We start from the raw sequence: 23115 nt of genomic DNA, 5'->3' as shown, positions 1-23115 counted from the left end.
GGTGGTTGACCGGTGCGGTGGGTAGATCATCCACAACCGGGCACGGCCAGGGCCATGCACGTGGCGTGAAGAACATGTGACACCGACTACCGGACCCACCCGCCCCGCCCGCGTGTGGTCAGATCGTCGAGGTGTCGATGACGAAGCGGTAGCGGACGTCGCCCGCCTGCACCCGCTCGTAGGCCTCGTTGACCTCCTCCGCGCGGATCACCTCGATGTCGGAGCCCAGGCCGTGCTCCGCGCAGAAGTCGAGCATCTCCTGGGTCTCGGCGATCCCGCCGATCATCGAGCCGGCCAGGGTCTTGCGGCCGCCGATGACGGAGAACAGGTTCAGCGAGACCGGCTCCTCCGGGGCGCCGACGTTCACCAGGGCGCCGTCCACCTTCAGCAGGCCCAGGTAGGAGTCGAGGGCGATCGGCGCCGAGACCGTGGACACGATCAGGTCGAAGCGGCCGGCCAGCTCCTCGAAGGTGGCCTTGTCGTTCGTCGCGTGGAAGTGGTCGGCGCCCAGCTTGAGGCCGTCCTCCTTCTTGCGCAGGGTCTGCGAGAGGACGGTGACCTCGGCGCCGAGCGCGTGGGCGATCTTGACGCCCATGTGGCCGAGGCCGCCGAGACCGACGATCGCGACCTTCTTGCCGGGGCCGGCCTTCCAGTGCTTGAGCGGGGAGTAGAGGGTGATGCCGGCGCACAGCAGCGGGGCGGCGACGTCGAGGGGGAGGCCCTCGGGGATGCGGACGGTGTAGTTCTCGTCCACGACCACGTGGGTGGAGTAACCGCCGTACGTGGGCTCGCCGTTCTTGTCGAGGGCGTTGTACGTGCCGGTCATGCCCTTGGCGCAGAACTGCTCCTGGCCCGCGAGGCACTGCTCGCACTCGCGGCAGGAGTCCACGAAGCAGCCGACGCCCACCCGGTCGCCGACGGCGAACTTGGTGACGTCCGCGCCGACTTCGGTGACCACACCGGCGATCTCGTGGCCAGGGACCATGGGGTAGATGCCCTCGCCCCAGCCGTCGGTGACCTGGTGGATGTCGGAGTGGCAGATGCCGGCGAACTTGATGTCGATGAGTACGTCGTGCGCGCCGACCGGGCGGCGCGGGACGGTGGTGCGCTCCAGCGGGGCCTTGGGCGCGGGGGCGGCGTAGGCGGCGACCTGGGTGACGGACACGGTGGGGCTCCTCGTAAAGCGGTGATGCTGTTCTTTCGGTGGCACCAGCCTGCCCGGCCGCTCCGTGCCTGCCCATCCCCCTGTCCTGCCTAGGACTGGCGAACCTAGTACTGGCGGGGTCAGGCACAGCCCCCCGGCCTGCACCCGCGCGCGGTAATACTGGGGTAATGGACCAGCTTGACCAACGTGCCGAACTCGGCGAATTCCTGCGCTCCCGTCGTGCCCGGCTCCGCCCCGAGGACGTGGGCCTGCCCGACTACGGGCGCCACCGCCGGGTCCCCGGGCTGCGCCGCGAGGAGCTGGCGCAGCTGGCGGGGGTCTCGGTGGCGTACTACACGCGGATGGAACAGGGCCACGGGCAGAACGTGTCCGCGGAGGTCCTCGACGCCATCGCGCGGGCGCTGCGCCTGGACGGCACGGAGCGCGAGCACCTGAGCCACCTGGCCGGCCCGCAGCCCCGCAAGCGCCGCCAGGCCCAGCGCGCGCAGCAGGTGCGGCCGGAGCTGCGGACCCTGCTGGACGCGATGGACGGGGTGCCCGCGTACCTGGTCGGGCGGCGGCAGGACGTCATCGGCTGGAACCGGCTGGCGGCGGCGGTCTTCGGCGATTTCGGCGCGCTGCCGGCGCAGGAGCGCAACCTCGTGCGGCTGGTGTTCCTGGACCCGGCGACGGCCGATCTGTACGCGGACTGGGAGTGCCGGGCCTGCGAGGTGGTGAGCAACCTGCGCGTGTACGCGGGCCAGTTCCCCGACGACGAACGGCTGACGGCGCTGGTGGGCGAGCTGTCGGTGAAGAACGAGGAGTTCCGGCGGCTGTGGGCGGCCCACACGGTGGCGGACAACAAGATCCACGGTGTGAAGCAGCTGCGGCATCCGCTGGTGGGGGCGCTCAGCCTCTCCTTCGAGACCCTGGCCCTCCCGGGCGACCCGGCGATGTTCCTGGTCACCTACCACGCACCCCCCGGCTCCCCCTCGGCCGACGCCCTGCGCCTGCTGTCGTCCTGGTCGGCCTCCCCGGCCACACAGGCCTCCCCGGCCCCGGCCGCCCCGTCCGCCCCCGCCGCTCCTCCGGGGACGGCCAGGGCGTGAGCTGGAGCCTGCGCCGGAGCGCGGGCTAGAGCGTCAGCTGGAAGTAGCCCAGCCCGCGCTCGCGCCGGTAGCCGAGGGCGGTGTTGACGCCGAGCATCGGGGCGTTGTCGTCCGCCACCGAGGTGGCGATGTGGCGCAGCGCCGGGTGGTGGTCGGCCGTCTGCGCGAGCATGCGGAGCTTGACCGCGCGGCCCAGGCCGTGGCCGCGGTGGGCGGGGGCGACCACCGTGTCGTACTGGAGGGCGCGCGGGCCGGCCGGGTCCGGCAGGACCAGCTCCGTGTACGCCGCCACCTCGCCCTCCGGGGTGATCGCGGCGACCGTGGTCAGCGCGCCGCCCCGGGCCAGGATCAGCCGCTGGGACGCGTGCAGGCGCTCCGCCGTCCAGGTCTGGACCCGCTGGTCGAGGTCCCCGCTCGGGGCGTCCTCCATGGCTCCGTGGGCCACGGCAGCCGCCTCGGCCCAGGCATCGGGGACCAGGCCGGGCCAGCACAGCAGCTCGTAGCCGGGCGGGGTGGGCGTCGAAGCGGGGGCCCCGGCCCCGAAGCGGGCGCGTGCCTCCCGTACGTCCTGGACGTACCAGGCCATCGGCAGCACGTTCTCGAAGCCCAGCGCCCGCGCGAACGCCTCGCCCGGACCGCCCAGGTCCACTTCCACCGACACCGAGGTCCGGCCCTGTGCGAGCAGCTCCGCCCGGATCCGCTGCCACAGGGCCGCGCCCGCGCCCCGCCGGCGCGCGTCCGGCCGTACGGTCAGCAGGTCCAGGTGCGCGGTGTGCTCGTTGCTCCCGTCCTCGAACAGGAGCAGGGAGGCGATCGCCTCCTCCGAGGCCCAGTGCACGGCCCGCCCGCGCGCCGGCGGCACCCGCAGCCGGCCGGCCACCTCCCCGCGGGACGGCGCCGGCAGCTGCGGCAGGTCGGCCGTCCGGGCGGCGGTCAAGGCCGCCCACCAGTGGTCCACCTCGAGGTCGGTCGGGGGTACGGAGAGCTCGATGATCTTCGTCATCGTCGGACCCTAAACCGGCCACCGCCGCCCCGCACCGCCCTTTCCCGCGAAGCCGGGAGACGGGTCGGGCCGGGGGAACGCGAACGGCGGGGAGCCCCCTGGCCGGGGCTCCCCGCCGTTCGTCGCGGGGCCGGGTCCTGCTACTGGCGCGTCAGACGGCCGAGCCGGCCTTCCAGTCCGCCCAGCTCATGTTCCAGCCGTTGAGGCCGTTGTCCGGCTTGATCGTCTTGTCCGGGGAGTTGACGACCGTGACGACGTCTCCGATGAGGGAGTTGTCGAAGAACCAGGCCGCGGGCTGGTCCGGGTCGTTCGCGCCCTTGGCGTCGTTCAGGCCGACACAGCCGTGGCTGGTGTTGACGCTGCCGAAGATCGAGTCCGAGCCCCAGTAGTTGCCGTGCACGAAGGTGCCGGAGTTCGACAGGCGCATCGCGTGCGGCACGTCCTTGATGTCGTACTCGCCCTTGCCGTCGTCGTCCGTGAAGCCGACGGTGGCACCGTTCATCCGGGTCTCCTTGAACTTCTCGGAGATCACCATCTGACCGTTGTACGTCGGGTTCGCCGGGGAGCCCGCCGAGATCGGGATGGTCTTGACGACCTCGCCGTCCCGTACGACCGTCATCTTCTTCGTCTTCGCGTCGACCGTGGAGACCTGGCTCCGGCCGATCTTGAAGGTGACCGTCTTGTTCTGCACGCCCTGGACGCCGGGAGCGCCCTGGACCCCCTCCAGCGCCAGCTTCAGCGTGACGGTGGAGTTCGCCGTCCAGTACTTGTCCGGGCGGAAGTCCAGCCGCTGCGTGCTGAACCAGTGGCCCACGACCTCCTGGCCACTGCTGGAGGTGACCGTGATGCCCGACTGGACGGCCTTCTTGTCCTTGATGGGCTTGTTGAAGGTGATCGAGACCGGCATGCCCACGCCGACGGTCTGGCCCTCGTCCGGGATGAACGAGCCGACGAAGCTGTTCTCCGGGGAAATCGTCGTGAAGGAGGCGTTCTCGTGCGCCTCGCGGCCCGCCTCGTCCTTCGCGGCGGCCGACAGCGCGTACTTGGTCGAGCGCTTCAGCGCGCCGTCCGGCTTCCAGCTCTTGCCGTCGGCGGCTATCTTGCCCGCGACCACGGTGCCCTCGGAGCTCTTCAGCTCGACGGTGGTGAGCGTGCCGTCGGCCACGGAGACGTTGGCCGCGTCGTTCAGGCCGACGTTGGTGGCGCCGTCCTTGGGAGTGATGGTTATTCGGGCCTTGGAGGTGTCCTTGGCCGCCGCGGCGTCGACATCGGCCTTGGCCGATGCCTCCCCGTTCGCCTTCGGCGCGTCCCCGCTGCCCGCGTCATTGCATCCCGCGAGCACCAGTACGCCACCGAGTACGGCGGATACGGCCACCAGGGACCTTCTCCGACGCTTGCTGTCCGTCCTCACACGCCACTCCATCGTTGCAGGAACTCCCCGGACAGGGGGGAGTGACCCCCCTGCCTCCTTCCTGACAACGCACGAACACCCCGGATCGGATCCACATTCCATTCGAATGTGGTCAACCCCACCGTCAGGCGTTGTCAGCCTCTTCGTCGAGGCCTCCATCTTCCTCGTCGATGTCCCACTCCATGGACTCGGGGTCGTATTCGACGGGCTCGCTGCTCCAGGAGGCCTGCGCCAGCTCGATCCCGGGGATGTCCGCGACCAGGTCGGTCGGGTCCACCAGGTAGGCCAGAGCCTCCGATTCGTCCTCCCGGACCGCCGCCTCCGCGTGGCCGCGCTCCTCGTCCGGCATGAACTCGTCGGCCTTGATGTGCGCGAGGGCGGCCCCGGTCAACGCCTCGACGTCCGGCACCTCCAGTACCAAATCAACCCGAAGTCGTACGAATCGTGATGTCTCAGAAGAGTTCATACGACGGAGAGTAATCCCGGCGCAGCCCCGGGTTTCCCCCGACCCGCCCGTACCCCACGGGGCCTTCTCCGCCGGACCGAACTCCGGTGGAGGACGGATGTAGCATCAGTCCACACGGCCAATTCGCTGCTGCCACAAGGGGGATCGCACCGTGTCCGCACGACGATCGACGCTCACCGCCCTCGGGGCGACCACCCTCCTCGCCGCCCTCTGGTTCGTCCCCTCGGCCAATGCCACCGCACCGGGGCACGCGGGCAACGCAGGGACCCATGCCGCGGTCGGTGCGCAGGTCCAGGCCGGGTCCGTCTCCACGATCTCCACGGTCTCGACGCTCTCGACCGCGGAGGCCTCCCTCGCGCTCGCCGACACGGGCAGCGTCGACACCACCCCGTACCTGCTGGGCGGCACGCTCTGCCTGGGCCTCGGGGCCGGCTTCGTGACCTACTCGGTGCGCCGCTCGCGCACGGCCTAGGCCATCTCTTCCGAACGCACGGCCACCGGGCGGGCAGGCACCCGTACGGCGGCGGTGGCGGCCGCCGGGCTGACCGTCGGCGCGGGGCTGGGGCTCAGGGCCGTGGCGGCCGGGGACGTGGCCAAGTACGGCGGTGACGCGCTGTACACCGTCCTGCTCCTCGCCCTCGTCGTCGCGGCCGCCCCGCGGGTGTCGCCCGCCAGGGCCGCCGCGATCGCACTGGCCGCCAGCTGGGCGGTCGAATTCCTCCAGCTCGGCCCGGTGCCGGCAGAGCTCTCGCGGCGCAGCGCGCTCGCCCGTCTCGTGCTCGGTTCCACCTTCAACGCGCCCGACCTGCTCTGGTACGCGGTCGGCGCCGGAGCGGGCTGGCTCGTCCACACCGCGCTGCGGCGGGCCCGGCGCCACTTCGGCGACGGGGCGGCCCGAGCCCGCGCGTAGGTGTACGTACGCACCCGCCCGCGTACGGGAACGGGCCGTGCCCGGGGTCCCGACCCCGGGCACGGCCCGTTTCCTCGAGCGTTCCGCGTGGATCAGGCCAGGGGGCCCGTCACGGACTCCACGGCGTCCACCAGGCCGCCCGAACGGACGAACGCGTCCGAGGCCGCCAGGTCGGGGGCGAGGAAGCGGTCCGGTCCGGGACCCTCCACGCCCGCCGCGCGCGCCGCCGCGATGGCGGCCAGGCTGGCCGGAGCCGCGGTGAGCCCGTGGCGCAGCTCGATGGCGCGGGTGGCCGCGTACATCTCGATCGCGATGATCCGGGTCAGGTTGTCGACGGCGGTACGGAGCTTGCGCGCGGCCGACCACCCCATGGAGACGTGGTCCTCCTGCATGGCGGAGGAGGGGATCGAGTCGGCGGAGGCCGGGACCGCGAGCCGCTTCATCTCGCTGACCAGGGCGGCCTGCGTGTACTGGGCGATCATGAGCCCGGAGTCCACGCCGGCGTCGTCCGCGAGGAAGGGCGGCAGGCCGTGGCTGCGGTTCTTGTCGAGGAGGCGGTCGGTGCGGCGCTCGGCGATGGAGCCGAGGTCGGCGGCGGCGATGGCCAGGAAGTCCAGGACGTACGCGACCGGGGCGCCGTGGAAGTTGCCGTTCGACTCCACGCGGCCGTCGGGCAGGACCACCGGGTTGTCCACGGCGGCGGCCAGCTCGCGGGAGGCGACCAGGGCGGCGTGCGCCATGGTGTCGCGGCCCGCGCCGGCCACCTGCGGGGCGCAGCGCACGGAGTAGGCGTCCTGGACGCGCGGGGCGGACTCCTCCTGGAAGTGCCCGATGAGCCCGGAGCCCTTGAGGACGGCGGCCATGTTGGCGGCGGAGGCGCCCTGGCCGGGGTGCGGGCGGATGGCGTGCAGCTCGGGCTGGAGCACCTTGTCCGTGCCGAGCAGCGCCTCCATGGTCAGCGCGGCGGTGATGTCGGCGGAGGTGTACAGCTTGCCGAGGTCGGCGAGGGCCATGACCAGCATGCCGAGCATGCCGTCGGTGCCGTTGAGGAGGGCGAGGCCCTCCTTCTCGCGCAGCTCCACGGGCTCGATCCCGGCTTCGGCGAGCAGCTCGCCGGCCGGCCGGACGGTCCCGTCGGGGCCTTCGGCGTCGCCCTCGCCCATCAGGGCCAGCGCGCAGTGCGAGAGCGGGGCGAGGTCGCCGGAGCAGCCCAGGGACCCGTACTCGTGGACGACCGGGGTGATCCCGGCGTTCAGTACGTCGGCCATGGTCTGGGCGACGGACGGCCGGACGCCGGTGTGCCCGGAGGCGACGGTCTTGAGCCGCAGGAACATCAGCGCGCGCACGACCTCCCGCTCGACGCGCGGGCCCATGCCGGCGGCGTGCGAGCGGACGATGTTGCGCTGGAGCTGCGCGCGCAGTTCGGGGCTGATGTGCCGGGAGGCGAGCGCCCCGAACCCGGTGGACACCCCGTAGACGGGTTCGGGCTTGGCGGCGAGGGCGTCCACGATCCCGCGGGCGCGGCCGAGGGCTTCGACGGCTTCGGCGGAAAGCTCGACGCGGGCGTTGCCCCGAGCGACGGCGATGACGTCCTCGGCGGTGGTCCCGGAGGTTCCCACTACGACGGTGTGCATATCCATATTCAGCACCCTACGGACTGAATCCCTTCATGTCACCCCTCTCCTTGATGCGGCGCTCGCACCGCTGCGCGGGCCTCGCGCCGCTGCGCCGGACTCCGTCCGGCGGGCACCCGCCCCGCCGCGGAAACGACCCCGCGCACCCGCCGGGAACGGCTACGCCCGCCCCCGGAACCGGCGGCGTTCGGCAGGGTCCTGCGGGGCCGCGTCGGCCAGTCGGACGACGGCCGTGTCCCGGCCCGCCACCACCGGCTTCGGCGAGCGCGCCGCCTTCGCCTTGTACTGGGCCGCGTCCGCCAGCCGGAAGAGCCGCCGCGAGGACTTGACGGGGCCGATCGGGTCCCCGGTGGAGGCGACCCCGCACGCGACCCCCTCGCCCAGCTCCAGCTCGGCGGCCCGCAGGCACACCTCCTCGGTGACCCGCACCACCTCGTCCGCCGAGGGGCCCACGCTGACCAGGCAGAATTCGTCTCCGCCCAGCCGGGCGACCAGCGCGCCCGGGAGCATCGCGCCGCACCGGCTGAGGACCGAGCCGAATCGTTCCAGCAGCCGGTCGCCCATGGCGTGGCCGAGGGTGTCGTTGACCTTCTTGAGGCCGTTCAGGTCACAGACGACCAGGCTGACCACGGTCTGCCCCCCGCTCCGGCGGTGCTCCTCCAGCGCCTCGTCGAGCCGCATGTCCACGGCCCGCCGGTTGGCCAGCCCGGTCAGCGGATCGGTGAAGGCGAGCCGCCGGGCCTCCTCCAGCCGGTCGTTCTGCGCGAGCCCGGCCGCGACCACGGCCGCGAGGACGGTCGCGAACTCCGCGTCCTCCTCGTCGAAGTCGGGCAGCCCCTCGTCCCGCGCGACGTACAGCTCCCCCCAGGCTCGTCCGCTCAGCACGATGGGCGCGACCACGCAGGTCCCGCGGCCGCGCCGGCGCAGCGCCTGGCCGCGGCTCCCGGGCCGGTCGCCGACGGCGCTCTCCACCCAGGCGTGGGGGCCGCCGCCGCCGGCCCAGCGTTCGTGCAGGAATTCGGTGATCTCGGGGAAGTCGTGGACGGGGTACGACTCGTCCTCGGGGAACTCCTCCTCCCCCGCCCGGCGTTCGCCCTCATTCACGAGGACGCGCAGGCGTCCCCGCTCGCGCTCCCACGCCGAGATCGCGGCGAACGAGCCGTCCATCGCCAGCCTCGCGCCCCGCGCCGCGGCCCGCACACTGTCCCGCGGCGCGCACGCCGCCGCCATGGCCTGCGCGAGGCCCACGACGGCTCGCAGCCGTCCATCAACACCCATCACCCCAGGTTAGGGGGTTTGTCCGATTTAGTGACAATTGGCACGACATTCGGTGCCGCCAAGATCACGGGCGGTGACCGGTACCAGGGGGGGGGCGACCGAGTGGGATCACACCCCCGGCCAGGCCGGCTTCCGCTTCTCGTTGAACGCGGCCACGCCCTCCGCCCGGTCCCCGGAGAAGGCCACCGCGCGCCACGCCGCGTCCTCGATCTCCAGCCCGGCCGTCAGGTCCATCCCGTGCCCCAGACGCAGCGCCCGCTTGGCGGCCCGCAGCCCGACCGGGGAGTTCGCCGCCATCCGCCCGGCCAGCTCCAGCGCCGCCTCGCGCACCGAGCCCGCCGCGACCACCTGGTCCACCAGCCCCAGGGCGAGCGCCTCGGCGGCCTCCACCCGGCGGGCCGTGAAGATCAGCTCCGCGGCCCTGGCCGCGCCCACCCGCCGCGGCAGCAGCTGCGTACCGCCGCCGCCCGGGATCACGCCGACCGACACCTCGGGCAGGCCCACCACGGCCGTCTCGTCGGCCACGATGACGTCGCAGGCCAGCGCCAGCTCGAAGCCACCGCCCAGGGCGAAACCGTGGACCGCCGCGATCGTCGGCATCGGCAGCTCCAGCACACCCCCGTACGCGCCCCGCGTGGTCGGCCGCTGGCGCACCAGATCGGCGTCCGACAGGGAGTTGCGCTCCTTGAGGTCCGCGCCCACACAGAAGGCCCGCTCGGCCGCCGAGGAGAGCACGACCACCCGTACCGACGCGTCCGCCGCGAGCGCGGCGCACGCGGCGCCGATGGCCCGCGCCATGTCCGTGGACACCGCGTTCATCGCCTTCGGCCGGTCCAGGACCAGCTCGGCGACCCCGTCCGCATGCCGGCGCACCTCTACGAACTCGGACACAGCAGCAGACTCAGACACAGGGCGGCCCTCCCGGTTAACGAACGTTACGCCGGGATCTTAGGCTTCCTGCGCGTCAGCGACCAGGGCTCCACGACGCCCAGCCCGCGCACCGGGCGCTGCCACATCGGCTGGAGCGCGAAGCGGTACGAGCCGCCGCCCTCCTCGGCTTCGGCCTCCTTCTCCGAGACCGGCGCCGCGCCCGTACGCCCGAGCTCCTCGGCCATCGCCCCGTCCACCAGGACCGCGTCCTTGGGGGCTATGGAGGTCAGCCTCGAGGCCAGGTTCACCGTGGTCCCGAAGACGTCGCCCATCCGGGTCGTCACGGTCCCGAACGCGATGCCCACGCGCAGCTCCGGCATCTGCGGGTCGGCTTCCATCGTCTCGATCAGCCGCAGCGCGATCTCCGCCGCCGTCGCCGCGTCGTCGGCGCAGTACAGCACCTCGTCGCCCAGGGTCTTGATCAGCCGGCCGCCGTGTGCGGCCACCAGGTCCGCCGAGGTGGTCTCGAAGGACTCGACCAGCTCGCCGAGTTCCTCCTCCTCCAGCCGGCGCGTGAGGCGGGTGAAGCCCACCAGGTCCGCGAAGCCCACCGCGAGCCGCCGGTCGACCATCTCCTCGTCGTCCGCCACCTGCACGACCCGCCCGGTCGCGGCCGCCAGCTGGCGCCGCCACACGTAGACGAGGAACTCCTCCAGCTCCGGCAGCAACAGCTCGACCAGCGGGTACGTGACCTCCGTGCGGGTCATCCCCGGTTCCGGGGGCTCGGTCAGCCCCTCCAGGAAGGAGTCGATCTGCCATTCGGCCAGCCGGGCGGTGGTCTGCCCGGTGGAACGGGCCACCTGCACGGCCATCGGCTCGGACAGCAGCCCGGCCTCGACCAGGCCGGCCAGGCGCCGCAGCGCCAGTACGTCCGCCTCCGTCAGGGCCTTGGCCTGGCCGATGTCCGCGAAGCCCATGGCCCGCCAGAAGCGGGACGCGAGCTCCATCGAGACCCCGGCGCTACGGGCCGCCTGGAAGGGGGTGTACCGGCGCTCGGCGCCCAGGATCAGCTGCTCCAGGCGGATGGCGAGCGGATCGGCCGTCGGCTGCGCCGTGTGGTCGACCTCGTGGTGGGGAGTGTGCTGGTCCCGTCCGATCGGGGTGGAGGGGCTGCCCTGGCCGGGCGCACCGCCTGCCGCCGCTCCGGGTGCGGTCGCGGAGGCGGGGGCGGGCGCGCTGGAGTGCGGGTCGTCGACGGTCAAGGGCCGCCTCCTGTCCATTCCGTGCGCACTGCCGAACCGGTTGATCACCGCGAGGACCGGGATCGCCTAAACCATACGGCAGGTGTGCCGTAGCTCACTCCCCTACTCCGTTACTCCGCCGACCCGCCCGGACCGCCCGGCCCGGCTATCGGACCGACCGCAGGTGGACGACGTCCCCGGCCCCCACGGCCTCGTGCCGTCCCTCGGCCGTCCGCACGACGAGCCTGCCGTCCGCGTCCACCGCTTCGGCCGTCCCGGTGAGGGTGCGCCCGCCGGGCAGCTCGGCGCGCACGTGCTTGCCGAGGGTGGCGCAGCCCGCCGCGTAGGTCTCCTGCAGCCCGCTGGCCGCCGGATCCCCACCGGCCGCGCGCCAGCGCTCGTACCACTGCTCCAGCGAGCGCAGTACGGCCTTGAGCAGCGGGTCCCGGTCGGTGACGGAGGCCTTGGCGAGCAGCAGCGATCCGGCGGTGTCCACGGGCAGCTCGTCGTCGGTCAGCGTCACGTTGAGCCCGATCCCGACGACGACCCCGTCGCCGACCCGCTCGGCGAGGATCCCGCCGGTCTTGCGCTCCTCGCCGTCCACGGTGACCAGCAGGTCGTTGGGCCACTTGAGGCCGGTGTCCACCCCGGCGGCCTGCGAGAGCCCGGTCGCGGTGGCCACGCCGGCCAGCAGCGTCAGCCACCCCCACCGCTCCTGCGGCACCTGGGGCCCCGGCTTGAGCAGTACGGAGAAGAACAGCCCCGAGCGCGCGGGCGCCACCCAGCTCCGGTCGAGCCGCCCCCGGCCGGCGGTCTGCTCCTCGGCGACGAGCACGGCCCCCTCGGGCAGTTTCCCGGCCTGCGCGGCGAGGTCGCTGTTGGTGGAGCCGGTGGCGGGCACCACCTCCAGCGAGGTCCACAGCCCTCCGTCGGTCACGAGGCTGCGCCGCAGCGCGGCGGCGTTCAGCGGCGGCCGGTCAAGGCTCGACCAGCGGCCCGCGGAGGCAGAAGCGTCTGATGGCATCAGGATTCCCCGTCGTATGGCAGCCCCGGCCTTGTGACCGGTGAAGCGGTCATTCACGTTCCGTGATCACCCTACCGACGCACGGGCCGCGGAGCCGTCAGACCGTTCCGGTGCGTGCGCCCGCGCGGGTGAGTGAGCACTCCCCGAACCGCGCCCGGGAGCGCTCCCCTAAGGGGGGCGGCGAGACCAGGCAACCCAGATCAGGTGTGTCAAACGCCGCACTGCCGAGCGCCATGCCCGCCGATACGCTACGCACCAGTAGCCAGTAGTAGTCAGTGAATTGCCAGGCAGTTGACACCACGCAGGGAGCCGCGACCCCGATGTCACAACCGTCAGAGCCGATCGACATGCACACCACCGCGGGGAAGATCGCGGATCTGCAGCGCCGCATCGAGGAAGCCACCCACGCCGGGTCCAGCCGGGCGGTGGAGAAGCAGCACGCCAAGGGGAAGCTGACGGCGCGTGAGCGGGTGGCCCTGCTGCTGGACGAGGGGTCCTTCGTCGAGCTCGACGAGTTCGCCCGGCACCGTTCGACGAACTTCGGTCTGGAGAAGACCCGGCCCTACGGGGACGGGGTCGTCACCGGCTACGGCACCGTCGACGGGCGGCCCGTCGCCGTGTTCTCCCAGGACTTCACCGTCTTCGGCGGGGCCCTCGGCGAGGTCTACGGCCAGAAGATCATGAAGGTCATGGACTTCGCGCTGAAGACCGGCTGCCCGCTGGTCGGGATCAACGACTCCGGCGGCGCCCGCATCCAGGAGGGTGTCAGCGCGCTGGGCATGTACGGGGAGATCTTCCGCCGCAACGTGCACGCCTCCGGCGTGATCCCGCAGATCAGCCTGGTCGTCGGGCCCTGCGCCGGCGGAGCCGTGTACTCCCCCGCCATCACCGACTTCACGGTGATGGTCGACCAGACCTCGCACATGTTCATCACCGGCCCGGACGTCATCAAGACGGTCACCGGCGAGGACGTCGGCTTCGAGGAGCTGGGCGGGGCGCGCACGCACAACAGCACGTCAGGCGTGGCGCACCACATGGCGGGTGACGAGAAGGACGCCATCGAGTACGTGAAGTCGCTCCTCTCCTACCTGCCCTCGAACAACCTCTCCGAGCCCCCCGCGTTCCCGGAGGAGGCCGACACCGAGGTCACCGACTCCGACCGCGAGCTCGACGTACTGATCCCGGACAGCGCCAACCAGCCGTACGACATGCACACCGTGATCGAGCACGTGCTCGACGACGCGGAGTTCCTGGAGACGCAGTCGCTGTTCGCGCCGAACATCCTCACCGGCTTCGGCCGCGTCGAGGGCCACCCGGTGGGCGTGGTCGCCAACCAGCCGATGCAGTTCGCCGGCTGCCTGGACATCGACGCCTCCGAGAAGGCCGCACGCTTCGTACGGACCTGCGACGCCTTCAACATCCCGGTGCTGACGTTCGTCGACGTACCGGGCTTCCTGCCGGGCACCGACCAGGAGTACAACGGAATCATCCGGCGCGGCGCCAAGCTGATCTACGCGTACGCCGAGGCCACCGTCCCCCTGATCACCGTGATCACCCGCAAGGCCTTCGGCGGCGCCTACGACGTCATGGGCTCCAAGCACCTGGGCGCCGACCTGAACCTCGCCTGGCCGACCGCGCAGATCGCCGTCATGGGCGCGCAGGGCGCGGTGAACATCCTGCACCGCCGGGCGATCGCCGAAGCGGAGGAGGCCGGCAACGCCGAGGAGACGCGGGCGCGGCTCATCGCCGAGTACGAGGACGCGCTGCTGAACCCGTACACGGCCGCCGAGCGCGGTTACATCGACGCGGTGACCATGCCGTCCGAGACCCGGGCGCACGTGGTGAAGGGGCTGCGGCAGCTGCGCACCAAGCGGGAGTCCCTGCCCCCGAAGAAGCACGGCAACATCCCCCTCTAGGCCCTAGGAGGGCAGTCCTGTGGTGATCAAGGTCGTCAAGGGGAACCCGACCCCCGAGGAGCTGGCCGCCGCACTGGCGGTGGTCCAAGCGCGCGCGGCGGTACTGGCATCGGTGCCGTCGGGCGCGCGCAGGCCGGCTGACGCGTGGGCGGCACCGGGCCGGGTGGCGCGGCGGACGCTGCCGCAGCCGGGGCCGGGCGCGTGGGGCCGTACGTACTGGCCCGGCCAGGGCTGAGTCCAAGCGTGAAGATGACGTGAACGGACGGTGGCGCCTGAGTACCCGTACTCAGGCGCCACTGCCGTTCCCCGGGCCAGGATCGGAGCATGCTCTGGTCAGACCCGAAGAACGAGCCGCCCAAGGACATGCGCGACGCGCAGGCGATGGTCCGGCGGATGACCGTGGTCGTCGTCCTCGCGATGCTCGTGGTGGTGTACGTACTGGGCGTGGGCTTCTAGGCATCCCTTTCGGAGACGACCTGGGCCCGCCCTACGATGACGGGCATGACTGCCGAAACCCGCCACGCCCTCGTCCTCGCCTCCGCCTCGCCCGCCCGGCTCAACCTGCTGCGCCAGGCCGGGCTCGCCCCGCACGTGATCGTCAGCGGCTTCGACGAGGACACCCTGAACCACGACGAGCCGGCCGCCCTGGCCCTCGCGCTGGCCGAGGCGAAGGCGGCCGTCGTGGCGGGCCTGGACGAGGCCGCGGGGGCCCTGGTGATCGGCTGCGACTCCGTGCTGGAGCTCGACGGCGAGGCGCTGGGCAAGCCGGCGGACGCCGAGGAGGCCACGGCGCGCTGGAAGTCGATGCGCGGGCGCGCCGGGGTGCTGCGCACCGGGCACTGCGTGATCGACACCGCGACCGGGCGTCAGGTTTCGGCCACGGCGTCCACGACGGTCCACTTCGGCGAGCCGACGGACGCGGAGGTGGCGGCGTACGTGGCGAGCGGGGAACCGCTGCACGTGGCCGGAGCGTTCACCCTGGACGGGCTGTCGGCGCCGTTCATCGAGGGCATCGACGGGGATCACGGCAATGTGATCGGGATCTCCATGCCGCTGCTGCGCTCGCTGCTGGCCGAACTGGGCGTGTCCATCACGGACTTGTGGGCTTGAAGTCCCCGAAGTCCCCGAGCAGCGGCGGACCCGGCGGCGTGTCCTGCACGTCGTCGGCCGCACGGTCCGTCCCGCCGGTCCCGCCGGCGGGGCCCGCGCCGGCCGCGCCCTTGGCCCCGTAGAGGGTCATGCTCAGTACGAGCAGGCACAGGATCAGCATCATCACCGCGAAGGCGGTCCAGCCGACCAGGCCGACGACGAGGGCGCCGAGCACCCCGTGGGTGACGGCGGCGCTCACGAGGACCACGCGGGCGAAGGCGCCGGGGGCCCGGTCGCGGACCGCCGCGACGGCCAGGAGGGCGGCGCAGAGCAGCAGGAAGCCGCCCATGCAGGCGCCCAGTGCGTACGTTGCCTTGGACATGACATCCGGATCCATGCCCGCTATGGACATTGACTGGTTCTCGGTGGTCCGTCCCAGGACGATGTGGACGAAAACGAGCACCGCCGCTTCCACGACGAGGACGACCGCAGTCATTCCGGCCACGGATCTCCGCAGCACCACCCCACCCGCACCAGCCACGACGCCCCCATCCCCCACAGCCACAAGCCCGTTCGACGCCTGGAGGCTACTAATGGGTAAACCTTGGGACAAGGGGCCGCGTCACCTTCGTTACCGCGGGAGGGCCGGGCGGTGCCCGCGCGGCACTCGGCAGGTAATTGCCAGGTCATTCGTAGGGACCCGACAAAGATTCACCCGGGCCCGCTAACCTGCCGGACAGAGACCCGGGACACGCGTCGGGGTTACTGTGCAGTCGGGGATCCCCCTGACGTGGGGCGTCACAAGGGTTTTCGACTCGAAGTCGACTCAAATCACACTCTGTGTGGGCAAGGTCACCATCGGGGAAGGGTCGAAAGGCCGTGTGGGCTGTCCCTAAACTCAGCTTGTTTCAAGGAGGGAGCCATCGTGCGCAAGGTGCTCATCGCCAACCGTGGCGAAATCGCAGTCCGTGTTGCTCGGGCCTGCCGGGATGCCGGAATCGGGAGCGTAGCCGTCTACGCCGATCCGGACCGGGACGCTCTGCACGTCCGAGCGGCCGACGAAGCTTTCGCGTTGGGCGGTGACACCCCGGCCGCCAGCTACCTGGACATCGCCAAGATCCTGCAGGCCGCAGCCGATTCCGGCGCGGACGCCATCCACCCCGGATACGGCTTCCTCTCCGAGAACGCCGACTTCGCGCAGGCCGTCCTCGACGCGGGCCTGATCTGGATCGGCCCGCCCCCGCAGGCCATCCGCGACCTCGGTGACAAGGTCGCCGCCCGCCACATCGCGCTGCGCGCCGGCGCGCCGCTCGTGGCCGGCACCCCCGACCCGGTATCCGGTTCGGACGAGGTCCTGGCCTTCGCCCAGGAGCACGGCCTGCCCATCGCGATCAAGGCCGCCTTCGGTGGCGGTGGACGCGGACTCAAGGTCGCCCGGAACCTCGAAGAGATCCCCGAGCTCTACGACTCCGCCGTGCGCGAGGCCGTCGCCGCCTTCGGCCGCGGCGAGTGCTTCGTCGAGCAGTACCTCGACAAGCCCCGCCACGTGGAGACCCAGTGCCTGGCCGACAGCCACGGCAACGTGGTCGTCGTCTCCACCCGTGACTGCTCCCTCCAGCGCCGCCACCAGAAGCTGGTCGAGGAGGCCCCCGCGCCGTTCCTGACCGAGGCGCAGAACGCGGAGCTGTACGCCGCCTCCAAGGCGATCCTGAAGGAAGCCGGCTACGTCGGCGCGGGCACCGTCGAGTTCCTCGTCTCCGCCGACGGCCTGATCTCCTTCCTCGAGGTCAACACCCGCCTCCAGGTGGAGCACCCGGTCACCGAAGAGGTCACCGGCATCGACCTGGTCCGCGAGATGTTCCGCATCGCGGACGGCGAAGAGCTCGGCTACGGGGACCCGGTCCTGCGCGGCCACTCCTTCGAGTTCCGCATCAACGGCGAGGACCCGGGCCGCGGCTTCCTGCCGGCTCCGGGCACCGTCACCAAGTTCGCCCCGCCGACCGGTCCGGGCGTCCGCCTGGACGCGGGCGTCGAGAGCGGCTCGGTCATCGGCCCCGCCTGGGACTCGCTCCTGGCCAAGCTCATCGTCACCGGCGCCACCCGCGAGCAGGCGCTGCAGCGCGCGGCCCGCGCGCTGGCCGAGTTCGACGTGGAGGGCATGGCCACCGCCATCCCCTTCCACCGCGCGGTCGTCGCCGACCCGGCCTTCACCTCGGACCCGTTCACGATCCACACCCGCTGGATCGAGACCGAGTTCGTCAACACGATCCCCGCGTTCGTGGTCCCGGCCGTCGAGGACACCGAGGACGAGCCCGGCCGCGAGACCGTGGTCGTCGAGGTCGGCGGCAAGCGCCTCGAGGTGTCCCTGCCGTCCTCGCTCGGCATGACCCTGGCCCGCACCGCAGCGGCCGGCGGGGCCAAGCCCAAGCGCCGCGCCGCCAAGAAGAGCGGCCCGGCCGCCTCCGGCGACACCCTGGCCTCCCCCATGCAGGGAACCATCGTCAAGGTGGCCGTCGAAGAGGGCCAGCAGGTCAACGAGGGCGACCTCGTCGTCGTCCTCGAGGCCATGAAGATGGAGCAGCCCCTCAACGCGCACCGCTCCGGCACCATCGTGGGCCTCAACGCCGAAGTCGGCGCCTCGCTCACCTCCGGCGCCACCATCTGCGAGATCAAGGACTGATCCCGCAGGACGCGAAAGCCGCAAGGCCGCGAAACGCCGCAGGCCCCCAGGACCCGATCGGGTCCTGGGGGCCTGCGGCGTTCTGAGACCTGTTACCAGGTGCCGGGCGTTGCCGACCAGCTCTTGAGGTAGTCCTCGAACCCGCCGTCGGCGCGGGCCTTGAACAACATCGTCGAGGTCGCTCCCGTGGCGTAGTTGTACATGATCGCGAGGTCGTCGCGGCCGTCCTTGTTCCGGTCACCGGCGGTCAGCAGTCCGATCGAACCGCCGAACCAGTTGCCGTCCGGGACGGTCCAGCTCGCGAAGTCCTCGTTGACCCCGCCGTCGGGCTTGCCCGTCAGCGTGAACAGGGTCGAGTGACCGTTGCCGTAGTCGTACATGATGGCGGCGTCGGCGCGGCCGTCACCGTTGAAGTCGCCCGAGACGAGACGGCTCTTGTTGTACTCCCAGTTGCCGGGGGTCCGGTTCCAGGAGCGCACGGGGTTCGCGAAGCCGCCGTCGGTCTTGCCGAGCAGCGTGTACATCTCGACGGAACCGTCGCCGTGGCCGTACATGGCGAGGATGTCGTCGCGGCCGTCGCCGTTGAAGTCGCCCGTGACCTGCTTGGACTCGTTCCAGTACCAACCGCCCTGGGCCGAGCGCCAGCTGCCGAAGGAGGCCTTGAAGGAGCCGTCCGCGTTGGACAGGAAGGTGTGCGCGCCCGTGGAGCCGCCGTGGTCGTAGAACATGGCGGCGTCGTCGCGGCCGTCGCCGTTGAAGTCGCCGGCGACCAGCTTGGCCTTCTTCGCGTCCCAGTTCCCCGCGGGGACGTAGGCGCTGCGCGGCAGGCTCGTGAAGGTGTTGTCGGCGTTGCCCAGGAAGGTGAACATGCCGTTCGAGCCGTCGTCGTAGCCGTAGAGCGCGGCCAGGTCGTCGCGGCCGTCACCGTTGAAGTCACCGGCGACCCACTGCGCGTGGTCGTAGGCGAAGTTGTTCCAACCGCTGTTGAAGGCCAGGACGGGCGCGCTGATCCCGCCGTTGGTCTTGGCGGGCAGGACGTAGAGCGCCGTGGTGCCGTAGCCGAAGTCGTAGACCGTGGCCATGTCGGCCCGGCCGTCACCGTTGAAGTCGCCGGACAGGTCCGTGCGCAGGTTCGCGGTGCGGTCGTTCGCCTTGTGCTCGACGCTGACGCCCGTGGTGTGGTTGTGCCGGATGTAGCCGCCCGAGAAGTCCTCGCGCGGGCCGCCGTAGACGTCGAACTCGTCCGACTGCGGGTAGCCGAGGAAGCTCTTCTCGGCGCCCAGGCCGACCCACTTCTGGCGGATCGTGCCGCGGACCGACCAGGCCTGGCCGGTGGTGGTCGTCCAGTAGATGGAGGCCGTGTCGGAGGTCTGTCCCCGGTGGCGGAAGTGGTTGTAGCGGCCGACGTTGTCGGCGTTCCTGGTCTCGTCGGTGGTCGGGTAGCCGAGCGGGCCGCTGGGGCCGCCGAGCGCGAGGTACTTCTTGTAGATGGTGCCGAAGACGGACCAGGAGCCGAAGTCCGGCGTCCAGTAGATCGCGCCGCCGTCGGTCCCGCTGAAGGTGCCGAACCAGCCGACGTTGTCGAAGGTCAGGGCCTCGTCCGAGGTCGGGTAACCCATGGGGCCCGTCTCGGCTCCCATGCTCATCCACTTCTGGCGGATGCCGTTCACCACGGTCCAGGCACCGCTGCCCGGGTGCCAGTAGATGGACCCGGTGTCCTCGCCCGAGCCCTCCCTGCGCAGGTGCACGAAGCGGCCCACGCCGTCACTGGATTCGGTGATGTCGGTGGTCGGGTAGCCGAGGACCGCGGCCCCGCCCTTGGCGAGGTACTTGGCCAGGACCGGTCCGCACAGCTTGCGCGCGGTGGTGCTGCCCGGTGCCTTGAAGTCCTGGCACTGGGACCACGGCGTACCGCCGAGGACCAGCTTCCTGGCGGCTCCGAAGGCCGAGCCGTTGGTCAGGACGCGGCCCGGGAACTCCCAGCTGTCGCCGTTGCCGTCGCGCGTCCAGAGGTCGACGAAGCCGTCCTTCTCGAAGTCGCCGTTGCTGGAGAGGTGCGGGTAGGCGGCGCCGGTGAATCCGGTGCCGATGGAGGCGATCCGGGCGGCCGGGTCCGCGTAGACGGCCAGGTCGATCAGCGCCGGGGACGTGGTGTCGGTGGTCTTCTTGCTGGTGTACTGGTGGATCTTGCCGCTGACCTTGTCGCGGGCCCAGATCTCGGGCAGCGAGTCGCCGTTGAGGTCACCCGGGGCGATGACGGTCATGTTCTGCCAGTCGAGGTTGCCGAGCCGCTTCGGTTCGAGACCGGGCAGGTCGACCATGCCGTCGGGCTGTCCGAAGTAGAGCCACAGCTCGGCGCCCGCCTTGACGAGGAGGTCGGGCTTGTCGGTGTCGTCGACCTTGCCGTCGCCGTTGTCGTCGTTGACGCTGCCGATCACCTGGACCTGGTCGGCCTGGTCCCAGTGCCGGTTCTCCTCGGTGTAGGTGCCCATCTCGTACGCGTTGGCGTCCAGGGGCTGGAGGTCGCCGTCGCCCTTGCCGGGGTAGACCCACAGGGCGTTGTGGGTGGGGTCGTTGTTGACCGGACGCAGGGCTACGAGGTCCTCGTAGTAGTCCGTGTCGTTCCAGCTGCCGCGGTGGCTCAGCGACTTGGTGTTGGAGAAGGAGCCGCGCTCCAGCTTCCTGGACAGGTCGAACTGGCCGTCGCCCTTGCCGGGGTGCATCCACAGCTGGCCCGAACCCGGGTCGACGCTCCAGATGTCGACGGAGCCGTCGCCGTTGAGGTCACCGGGCTTGTCGCGGACCGGCTGGCGCTTGGCGTAGAAGAAGTACGACTTCAGGTCGGAGCGGTTGCCGGAGGCGTCCAGGCTGCGGACGTACAGCATCTGCGGGCCGGCCGTGGTCGGCGTGTACTTCACGTCCACCGAGCCGCCGGCGGCCGCCGGTGCGGCATCGCGGACCTTCGGGTCGGACTCGGTCCACCACTGGTACTTGGTGATGTCCGACTCTCCGCCGGAGCTGAGCTTGAACGTTCCTTCTGTACGGGCGTAGCCGGTGTTGTCCGGCTGGTTCTCGGGGAACTGGACCGAGGACACGCCGGGCAGGTGGCCCGGCCGGGTCCGGTCGATGGTGAACAGGCACTGTCCGGCCCAGGGGCCGTCGGCAGCGCCGTCGTTGCCCCGTACGTCCCACCGGTAGGTGTCGCTGCCCAGGGCCGCGGCCGGCAGGACCAGCTGGGCGACGTTCCCGCTGCTGACCGGGACCCGGGCCGTCTTCAGCGTGCCGTAGTCGCTCGCCTTCCAGTAGTGGAACTCGGCGGACAGCGAGTTGTCCTCGGCGTCGGCGATGCGGGCGCGCAGCACGACCTGGTCGGTCGTACCGATCGGCTGGCCGCCGGTGCACTCGACCGAGGGGTCGGTGGTGCGGTCGTACGGGGTGGCGGGCAGCGTGTTGTACCGGGTCGAGATGCGGGCGCTGTCCGGGTTGAACTTGCGCCAGGACACGTCCACGGTGTCATTGGCGGACTTCAGGCCCATGGTCCACGCCGGCCAGTGCCAGCGGGCCGCGTCGGCGACCGCGGAGGTCACGTTCATCTCGATGGTGTCCCCGTCACCGGGGCAGTTGCGGCCGCCGAAGGACTGGCCGGAGGAGTCGACCATGCGCTTCCAGGCCGGCTGGTTGTTCCAGGTGGTGCCGCCGCCGATGGCGTCGGTGTCCCAGATCTGGAGCTCGCCGGACTTGCAGCTCCAGGAACCCGCGTACTTCTGCTGGATGCGGAAGGTGGATTCCAGGATCTGCTTGTCCCACATGGTGCCCATGCCGACCTGGAAGAAGGTCTTGGCGCAGACGGTGCCGCCGTTGGGGTCCTTGGCGCAGCCGACGCGGGCGTCCTTGCTGAGGGTGCCGCCGTTCCAGTAGTTGGTGTTGGCGGAGTTGGCGTAGGCGGTGTGCTTGTACGCGATCGCCCAGGCCGACTTCCAGTCGTCCCGCCACACCGGGTCGATGACGACCGGGTACGTGGTCTCCGCCGCCGCGAGCAGCTTGCGGTCGGGGGTGAGGGTCAGCTTGGAACCCTTGAGGTCGACGCCGAGGTCGGCCTCCTTGGTGCCGTTGGAGATGCCGTCCACGGCAGCCACCGGGTTGCCGGCGGCCGGCGCGGCCGGGTCCTGAGCGGCAGGGGGCTGCGCGGCCGGGGCCGGGGCCGCCTGCGCGTCGGCGCCGGACAGGGCCTGCGGGGCGGAGGTCTTGGGGGTGGTCGCGGCCTTCGGGGCCTTCGCGGCCGGGGTCGGCGCAGGAGCCGGAGCCGGAGCCTGAGCCGCCGGCTTCTCGGCGCCGGAGTCCCACATCTGCGGCTTCGCCGCGCTGAACAGGAGCTTGCCGGTGGGGTCGAGGGCGCGCAGCTCGCCGTTCGACTCCTTGCTGACGGTGACGCCCTTGCCTTCCAGGCCGAAGTCGAGGGAGGCGAGGGCCGGGTTGTCGGCGGCCTTGCGCGTCTTGACGACGATCTGGTGGGAGAAGCCGTTGACGTCGGCGACGACCCGGAGGTCCACGCCCTCCAGGATCTCCGCGTACGTGGCGGTGTTCCCCTGGAGCTTCGGCGCGGGCAGCGGCTTCGGCCAGGTGAGGGAGACGTCCCGGCCGTCCTTCTCCATGGTGACCAGCGGGGCCGTGCCGCCGCCGGAGAAGCTGAGGCCGACGGCGGTGGCCGCGGGGGCTATCCGCCCGTTCGACCCCTTCGCCAGGGTGGTGTCCGCGTCGACGAGCTTCCCGCCGCGGTAGACGCGTACGGGCACCAGCGCGTGGTTCGCGGTCAGCGTTCCGTCCGGATTGGCCCAGACGTCGTCGGTCATCGTGCGCTTCGAGGTGATCTCGACGGGCTTGCCGGACTTCTTCGCGTCGCCCTTCGCGCGCGCCTGCACCTCCGCCTCCGACAGGGGCCCTTCGGCCTTGCCTGCGGCGGCCGTTCCCGCCGCGCCGGCCGGTACGGCGCCGAGCAGCGTGGCGGTCAGCGCAGCGGTCAGCACGGTCGCCGTGGCGAGCATCGGCGTTCTGCGGGAGGGCGGATCGTCAGCGCGGGCGCGCGTCGGCAGTGGTCTCACTGGCAGGTCCCCAAGGGTCGGTTCGGCGGCCGCTGCGGGGCGGCCGACCGGTGGCTGAGACGACCTCGCACCATTGGCTGGAACTAAGCCATCCTGGCGTTCGGTCTCCGGTTGTTCGAATGATTTGTAGCAGCCCGAGGGTGCGGATCCGTACGGGAGTCCCCTTGAGGCCCGGCCTTGATCAGGTCGCACAAAGCACGCCCTGAAAGTTGAGCCGTTTTGCTGTACAACCCTTTTGCGA

Annotated in this window: 19 protein-coding genes; 8 read left to right on the top strand and 11 right to left on the bottom strand. The window is 71.4% G+C overall.

The window, feature by feature from the left end:
- Positions 1-118: 118 nt before the first annotated feature.
- Entirely contained in the window at positions 119-1165 is a 1047-nt protein-coding gene (locus OHU74_RS22760; RefSeq protein ID WP_371617586.1) for an NAD(P)-dependent alcohol dehydrogenase, read from the bottom strand.
- Positions 1166-1332: 167 nt separating this feature from the next.
- Between OHU74_RS22760 and OHU74_RS22755 the strand changes: the two genes are divergently transcribed.
- Entirely contained in the window at positions 1333-2253 is a 921-nt protein-coding gene (locus tag OHU74_RS22755; protein ID WP_371617585.1) for a helix-turn-helix transcriptional regulator, read from the top strand.
- 25 nt (positions 2254-2278) lie between these two features.
- Here the strand turns inward: OHU74_RS22755 and OHU74_RS22750 are convergent, their stop codons facing one another.
- The 3 genes from OHU74_RS22750 to OHU74_RS22740 form a co-directional block, all read right to left on the bottom strand.
- Positions 2279-3256: a GNAT family N-acetyltransferase gene (locus OHU74_RS22750; RefSeq protein ID WP_371617584.1), complete on the bottom strand. Its 978-nt coding sequence runs from the start codon at positions 3254-3256 to the stop codon at positions 2279-2281.
- Positions 3257-3407: 151 nt separating this feature from the next.
- Positions 3408-4679, bottom strand: a complete 1272-nt coding sequence (locus tag OHU74_RS22745; protein WP_371617583.1) for an Ig-like domain-containing protein — start codon at positions 4677-4679, stop codon at positions 3408-3410.
- Between the two features lie 112 nt (positions 4680-4791).
- Positions 4792-5076 carry a hypothetical protein gene (locus OHU74_RS22740; protein ID WP_330298245.1) on the bottom strand — a complete coding sequence of 95 codons (285 nt, stop codon included), beginning with the start codon at positions 5074-5076 and terminating at the stop codon, positions 4792-4794.
- A 208-nt stretch (positions 5077-5284) separates the two neighbouring features.
- On the opposite strand from OHU74_RS22740, the gene OHU74_RS22735 reads away from it, so the two are divergent.
- Together OHU74_RS22735 and OHU74_RS22730 are read left to right on the top strand one after the other, a co-directional pair.
- Positions 5285-5605, top strand: a complete 321-nt coding sequence (locus OHU74_RS22735; RefSeq protein WP_371617582.1) for a hypothetical protein — start codon at positions 5285-5287, stop codon at positions 5603-5605.
- Positions 5606-5659: 54 nt separating this feature from the next.
- Entirely contained in the window at positions 5660-6043 is a 384-nt protein-coding gene (locus OHU74_RS22730) for a DUF2809 domain-containing protein (protein ID WP_371617581.1), read from the top strand.
- Between the two features lie 92 nt (positions 6044-6135).
- Here the strand turns inward: OHU74_RS22730 and hutH are convergent, their stop codons facing one another.
- The 5 genes from hutH to OHU74_RS22705 all read right to left on the bottom strand — a co-directional run bounded on the left by hutH (position 6136) and on the right by OHU74_RS22705 (position 12090).
- Positions 6136-7677, bottom strand: a complete 1542-nt coding sequence (hutH, locus tag OHU74_RS22725; protein ID WP_371619771.1) for a histidine ammonia-lyase — start codon at positions 7675-7677, stop codon at positions 6136-6138.
- Positions 7678-7836: 159 nt separating this feature from the next.
- Positions 7837-8955 carry a diguanylate cyclase domain-containing protein gene (locus OHU74_RS22720; protein ID WP_371617580.1) on the bottom strand — a complete coding sequence of 373 codons (1119 nt, stop codon included), beginning with the start codon at positions 8953-8955 and terminating at the stop codon, positions 7837-7839.
- Between the two features lie 108 nt (positions 8956-9063).
- Positions 9064-9846 (bottom strand): enoyl-CoA hydratase-related protein, encoded by a 783-nt coding sequence (locus tag OHU74_RS22715; RefSeq protein ID WP_330298241.1) that lies wholly within the window; start codon positions 9844-9846, stop codon positions 9064-9066.
- 44 nt (positions 9847-9890) lie between these two features.
- A complete protein-coding gene (locus OHU74_RS22710; RefSeq protein WP_371617579.1) occupies positions 9891-11087 on the bottom strand; it encodes an adenylate/guanylate cyclase domain-containing protein in 1197 nt (398 codons plus the stop codon).
- A 145-nt stretch (positions 11088-11232) separates the two neighbouring features.
- Positions 11233-12090, bottom strand: coding sequence for a biotin--[acetyl-CoA-carboxylase] ligase (locus tag OHU74_RS22705; RefSeq protein ID WP_371617578.1), 858 nt, complete (start codon positions 12088-12090; stop codon positions 11233-11235).
- 320 nt (positions 12091-12410) lie between these two features.
- On the opposite strand from OHU74_RS22705, the gene OHU74_RS22700 reads away from it, so the two are divergent.
- The 4 genes from OHU74_RS22700 (at position 12411) to OHU74_RS22685 (ending at position 15116) form a co-directional block, all read left to right on the top strand.
- Entirely contained in the window at positions 12411-14006 is a 1596-nt protein-coding gene (locus OHU74_RS22700; protein WP_330298239.1) for an acyl-CoA carboxylase subunit beta, read from the top strand.
- Between the two features lie 22 nt (positions 14007-14028).
- Entirely contained in the window at positions 14029-14241 is a 213-nt protein-coding gene (locus OHU74_RS22695; RefSeq protein WP_371619770.1) for an acyl-CoA carboxylase epsilon subunit, read from the top strand.
- Positions 14242-14330: 89 nt separating this feature from the next.
- Positions 14331-14462 carry a morphogenic membrane protein MmpB gene (gene mmpB / locus OHU74_RS22690; protein ID WP_099889787.1) on the top strand — a complete coding sequence of 44 codons (132 nt, stop codon included), beginning with the start codon at positions 14331-14333 and terminating at the stop codon, positions 14460-14462.
- Positions 14463-14507: 45 nt separating this feature from the next.
- Positions 14508-15116 carry a nucleoside triphosphate pyrophosphatase gene (locus tag OHU74_RS22685; RefSeq protein ID WP_371617577.1) on the top strand — a complete coding sequence of 203 codons (609 nt, stop codon included), beginning with the start codon at positions 14508-14510 and terminating at the stop codon, positions 15114-15116.
- On the opposite strand, the gene OHU74_RS22680 is transcribed toward OHU74_RS22685, so the two are convergent.
- Positions 15097-15591, bottom strand: a complete 495-nt coding sequence (locus tag OHU74_RS22680) for a hypothetical protein (protein WP_371619769.1) — start codon at positions 15589-15591, stop codon at positions 15097-15099. The genes OHU74_RS22685 and OHU74_RS22680 overlap by 20 nt on opposite strands.
- A 429-nt stretch (positions 15592-16020) precedes the next feature.
- Here OHU74_RS22680 and OHU74_RS22675 point away from each other — a divergent pair, with 429 nt between their 5' ends.
- The gene (locus OHU74_RS22675; RefSeq protein ID WP_330298237.1) at positions 16021-17775 is read left to right on the top strand and encodes a biotin carboxylase N-terminal domain-containing protein; all 1755 of its coding nucleotides are present in this window, start codon (positions 16021-16023) and stop codon (positions 17773-17775) included.
- Between the two features lie 92 nt (positions 17776-17867).
- Here OHU74_RS22675 and OHU74_RS22670 read toward each other — a convergent pair whose 3' ends face one another.
- Positions 17868-22817 (bottom strand): FG-GAP-like repeat-containing protein, encoded by a 4950-nt coding sequence (locus tag OHU74_RS22670; protein ID WP_371617576.1) that lies wholly within the window; start codon positions 22815-22817, stop codon positions 17868-17870.
- Between the last annotated feature and the right edge of the window lie 298 nt (positions 22818-23115).

It is taken from the genome of Streptomyces sp. NBC_00454, from assembly GCF_041434015.1.
Taxonomy (GTDB): domain Bacteria; phylum Actinomycetota; class Actinomycetes; order Streptomycetales; family Streptomycetaceae; genus Streptomyces.
Note: the sequence above shows the minus strand (reverse complement) of the source record. Positions and strands in the feature narration are given on the sequence as shown.

Coding starts and splice junctions, on each gene's coding strand:
- OHU74_RS22750 (WP_371617584.1), bottom strand. CDS start 3,256: ATGACGAAGATCATCGAGCTCTCCGTACCCCCGACCGACCTCGAGGTG.
- OHU74_RS22685 (WP_371617577.1), top strand. CDS start 14,508: ATGACTGCCGAAACCCGCCACGCCCTCGTCCTCGCCTCCGCCTCGCCC.
- OHU74_RS22705 (WP_371617578.1), bottom strand. CDS start 12,090: ATGCCATCAGACGCTTCTGCCTCCGCGGGCCGCTGGTCGAGCCTTGAC.
- mmpB (WP_099889787.1), top strand. CDS start 14,331: ATGCTCTGGTCAGACCCGAAGAACGAGCCGCCCAAGGACATGCGCGAC.
- OHU74_RS22745 (WP_371617583.1), bottom strand. CDS start 4,679: ATGGAGTGGCGTGTGAGGACGGACAGCAAGCGTCGGAGAAGGTCCCTG.
- hutH (WP_371619771.1), bottom strand. CDS start 7,677: ATGCACACCGTCGTAGTGGGAACCTCCGGGACCACCGCCGAGGACGTC.
- OHU74_RS22680 (WP_371619769.1), bottom strand. CDS start 15,591: ATGACTGCGGTCGTCCTCGTCGTGGAAGCGGCGGTGCTCGTTTTCGTC.
- OHU74_RS22700 (WP_330298239.1), top strand. CDS start 12,411: ATGTCACAACCGTCAGAGCCGATCGACATGCACACCACCGCGGGGAAG.
- OHU74_RS22720 (WP_371617580.1), bottom strand. CDS start 8,955: ATGGGTGTTGATGGACGGCTGCGAGCCGTCGTGGGCCTCGCGCAGGCC.
- OHU74_RS22755 (WP_371617585.1), top strand. CDS start 1,333: ATGGACCAGCTTGACCAACGTGCCGAACTCGGCGAATTCCTGCGCTCC.
- OHU74_RS22670 (WP_371617576.1), bottom strand. CDS start 22,817: ATGCTCGCCACGGCGACCGTGCTGACCGCTGCGCTGACCGCCACGCTG.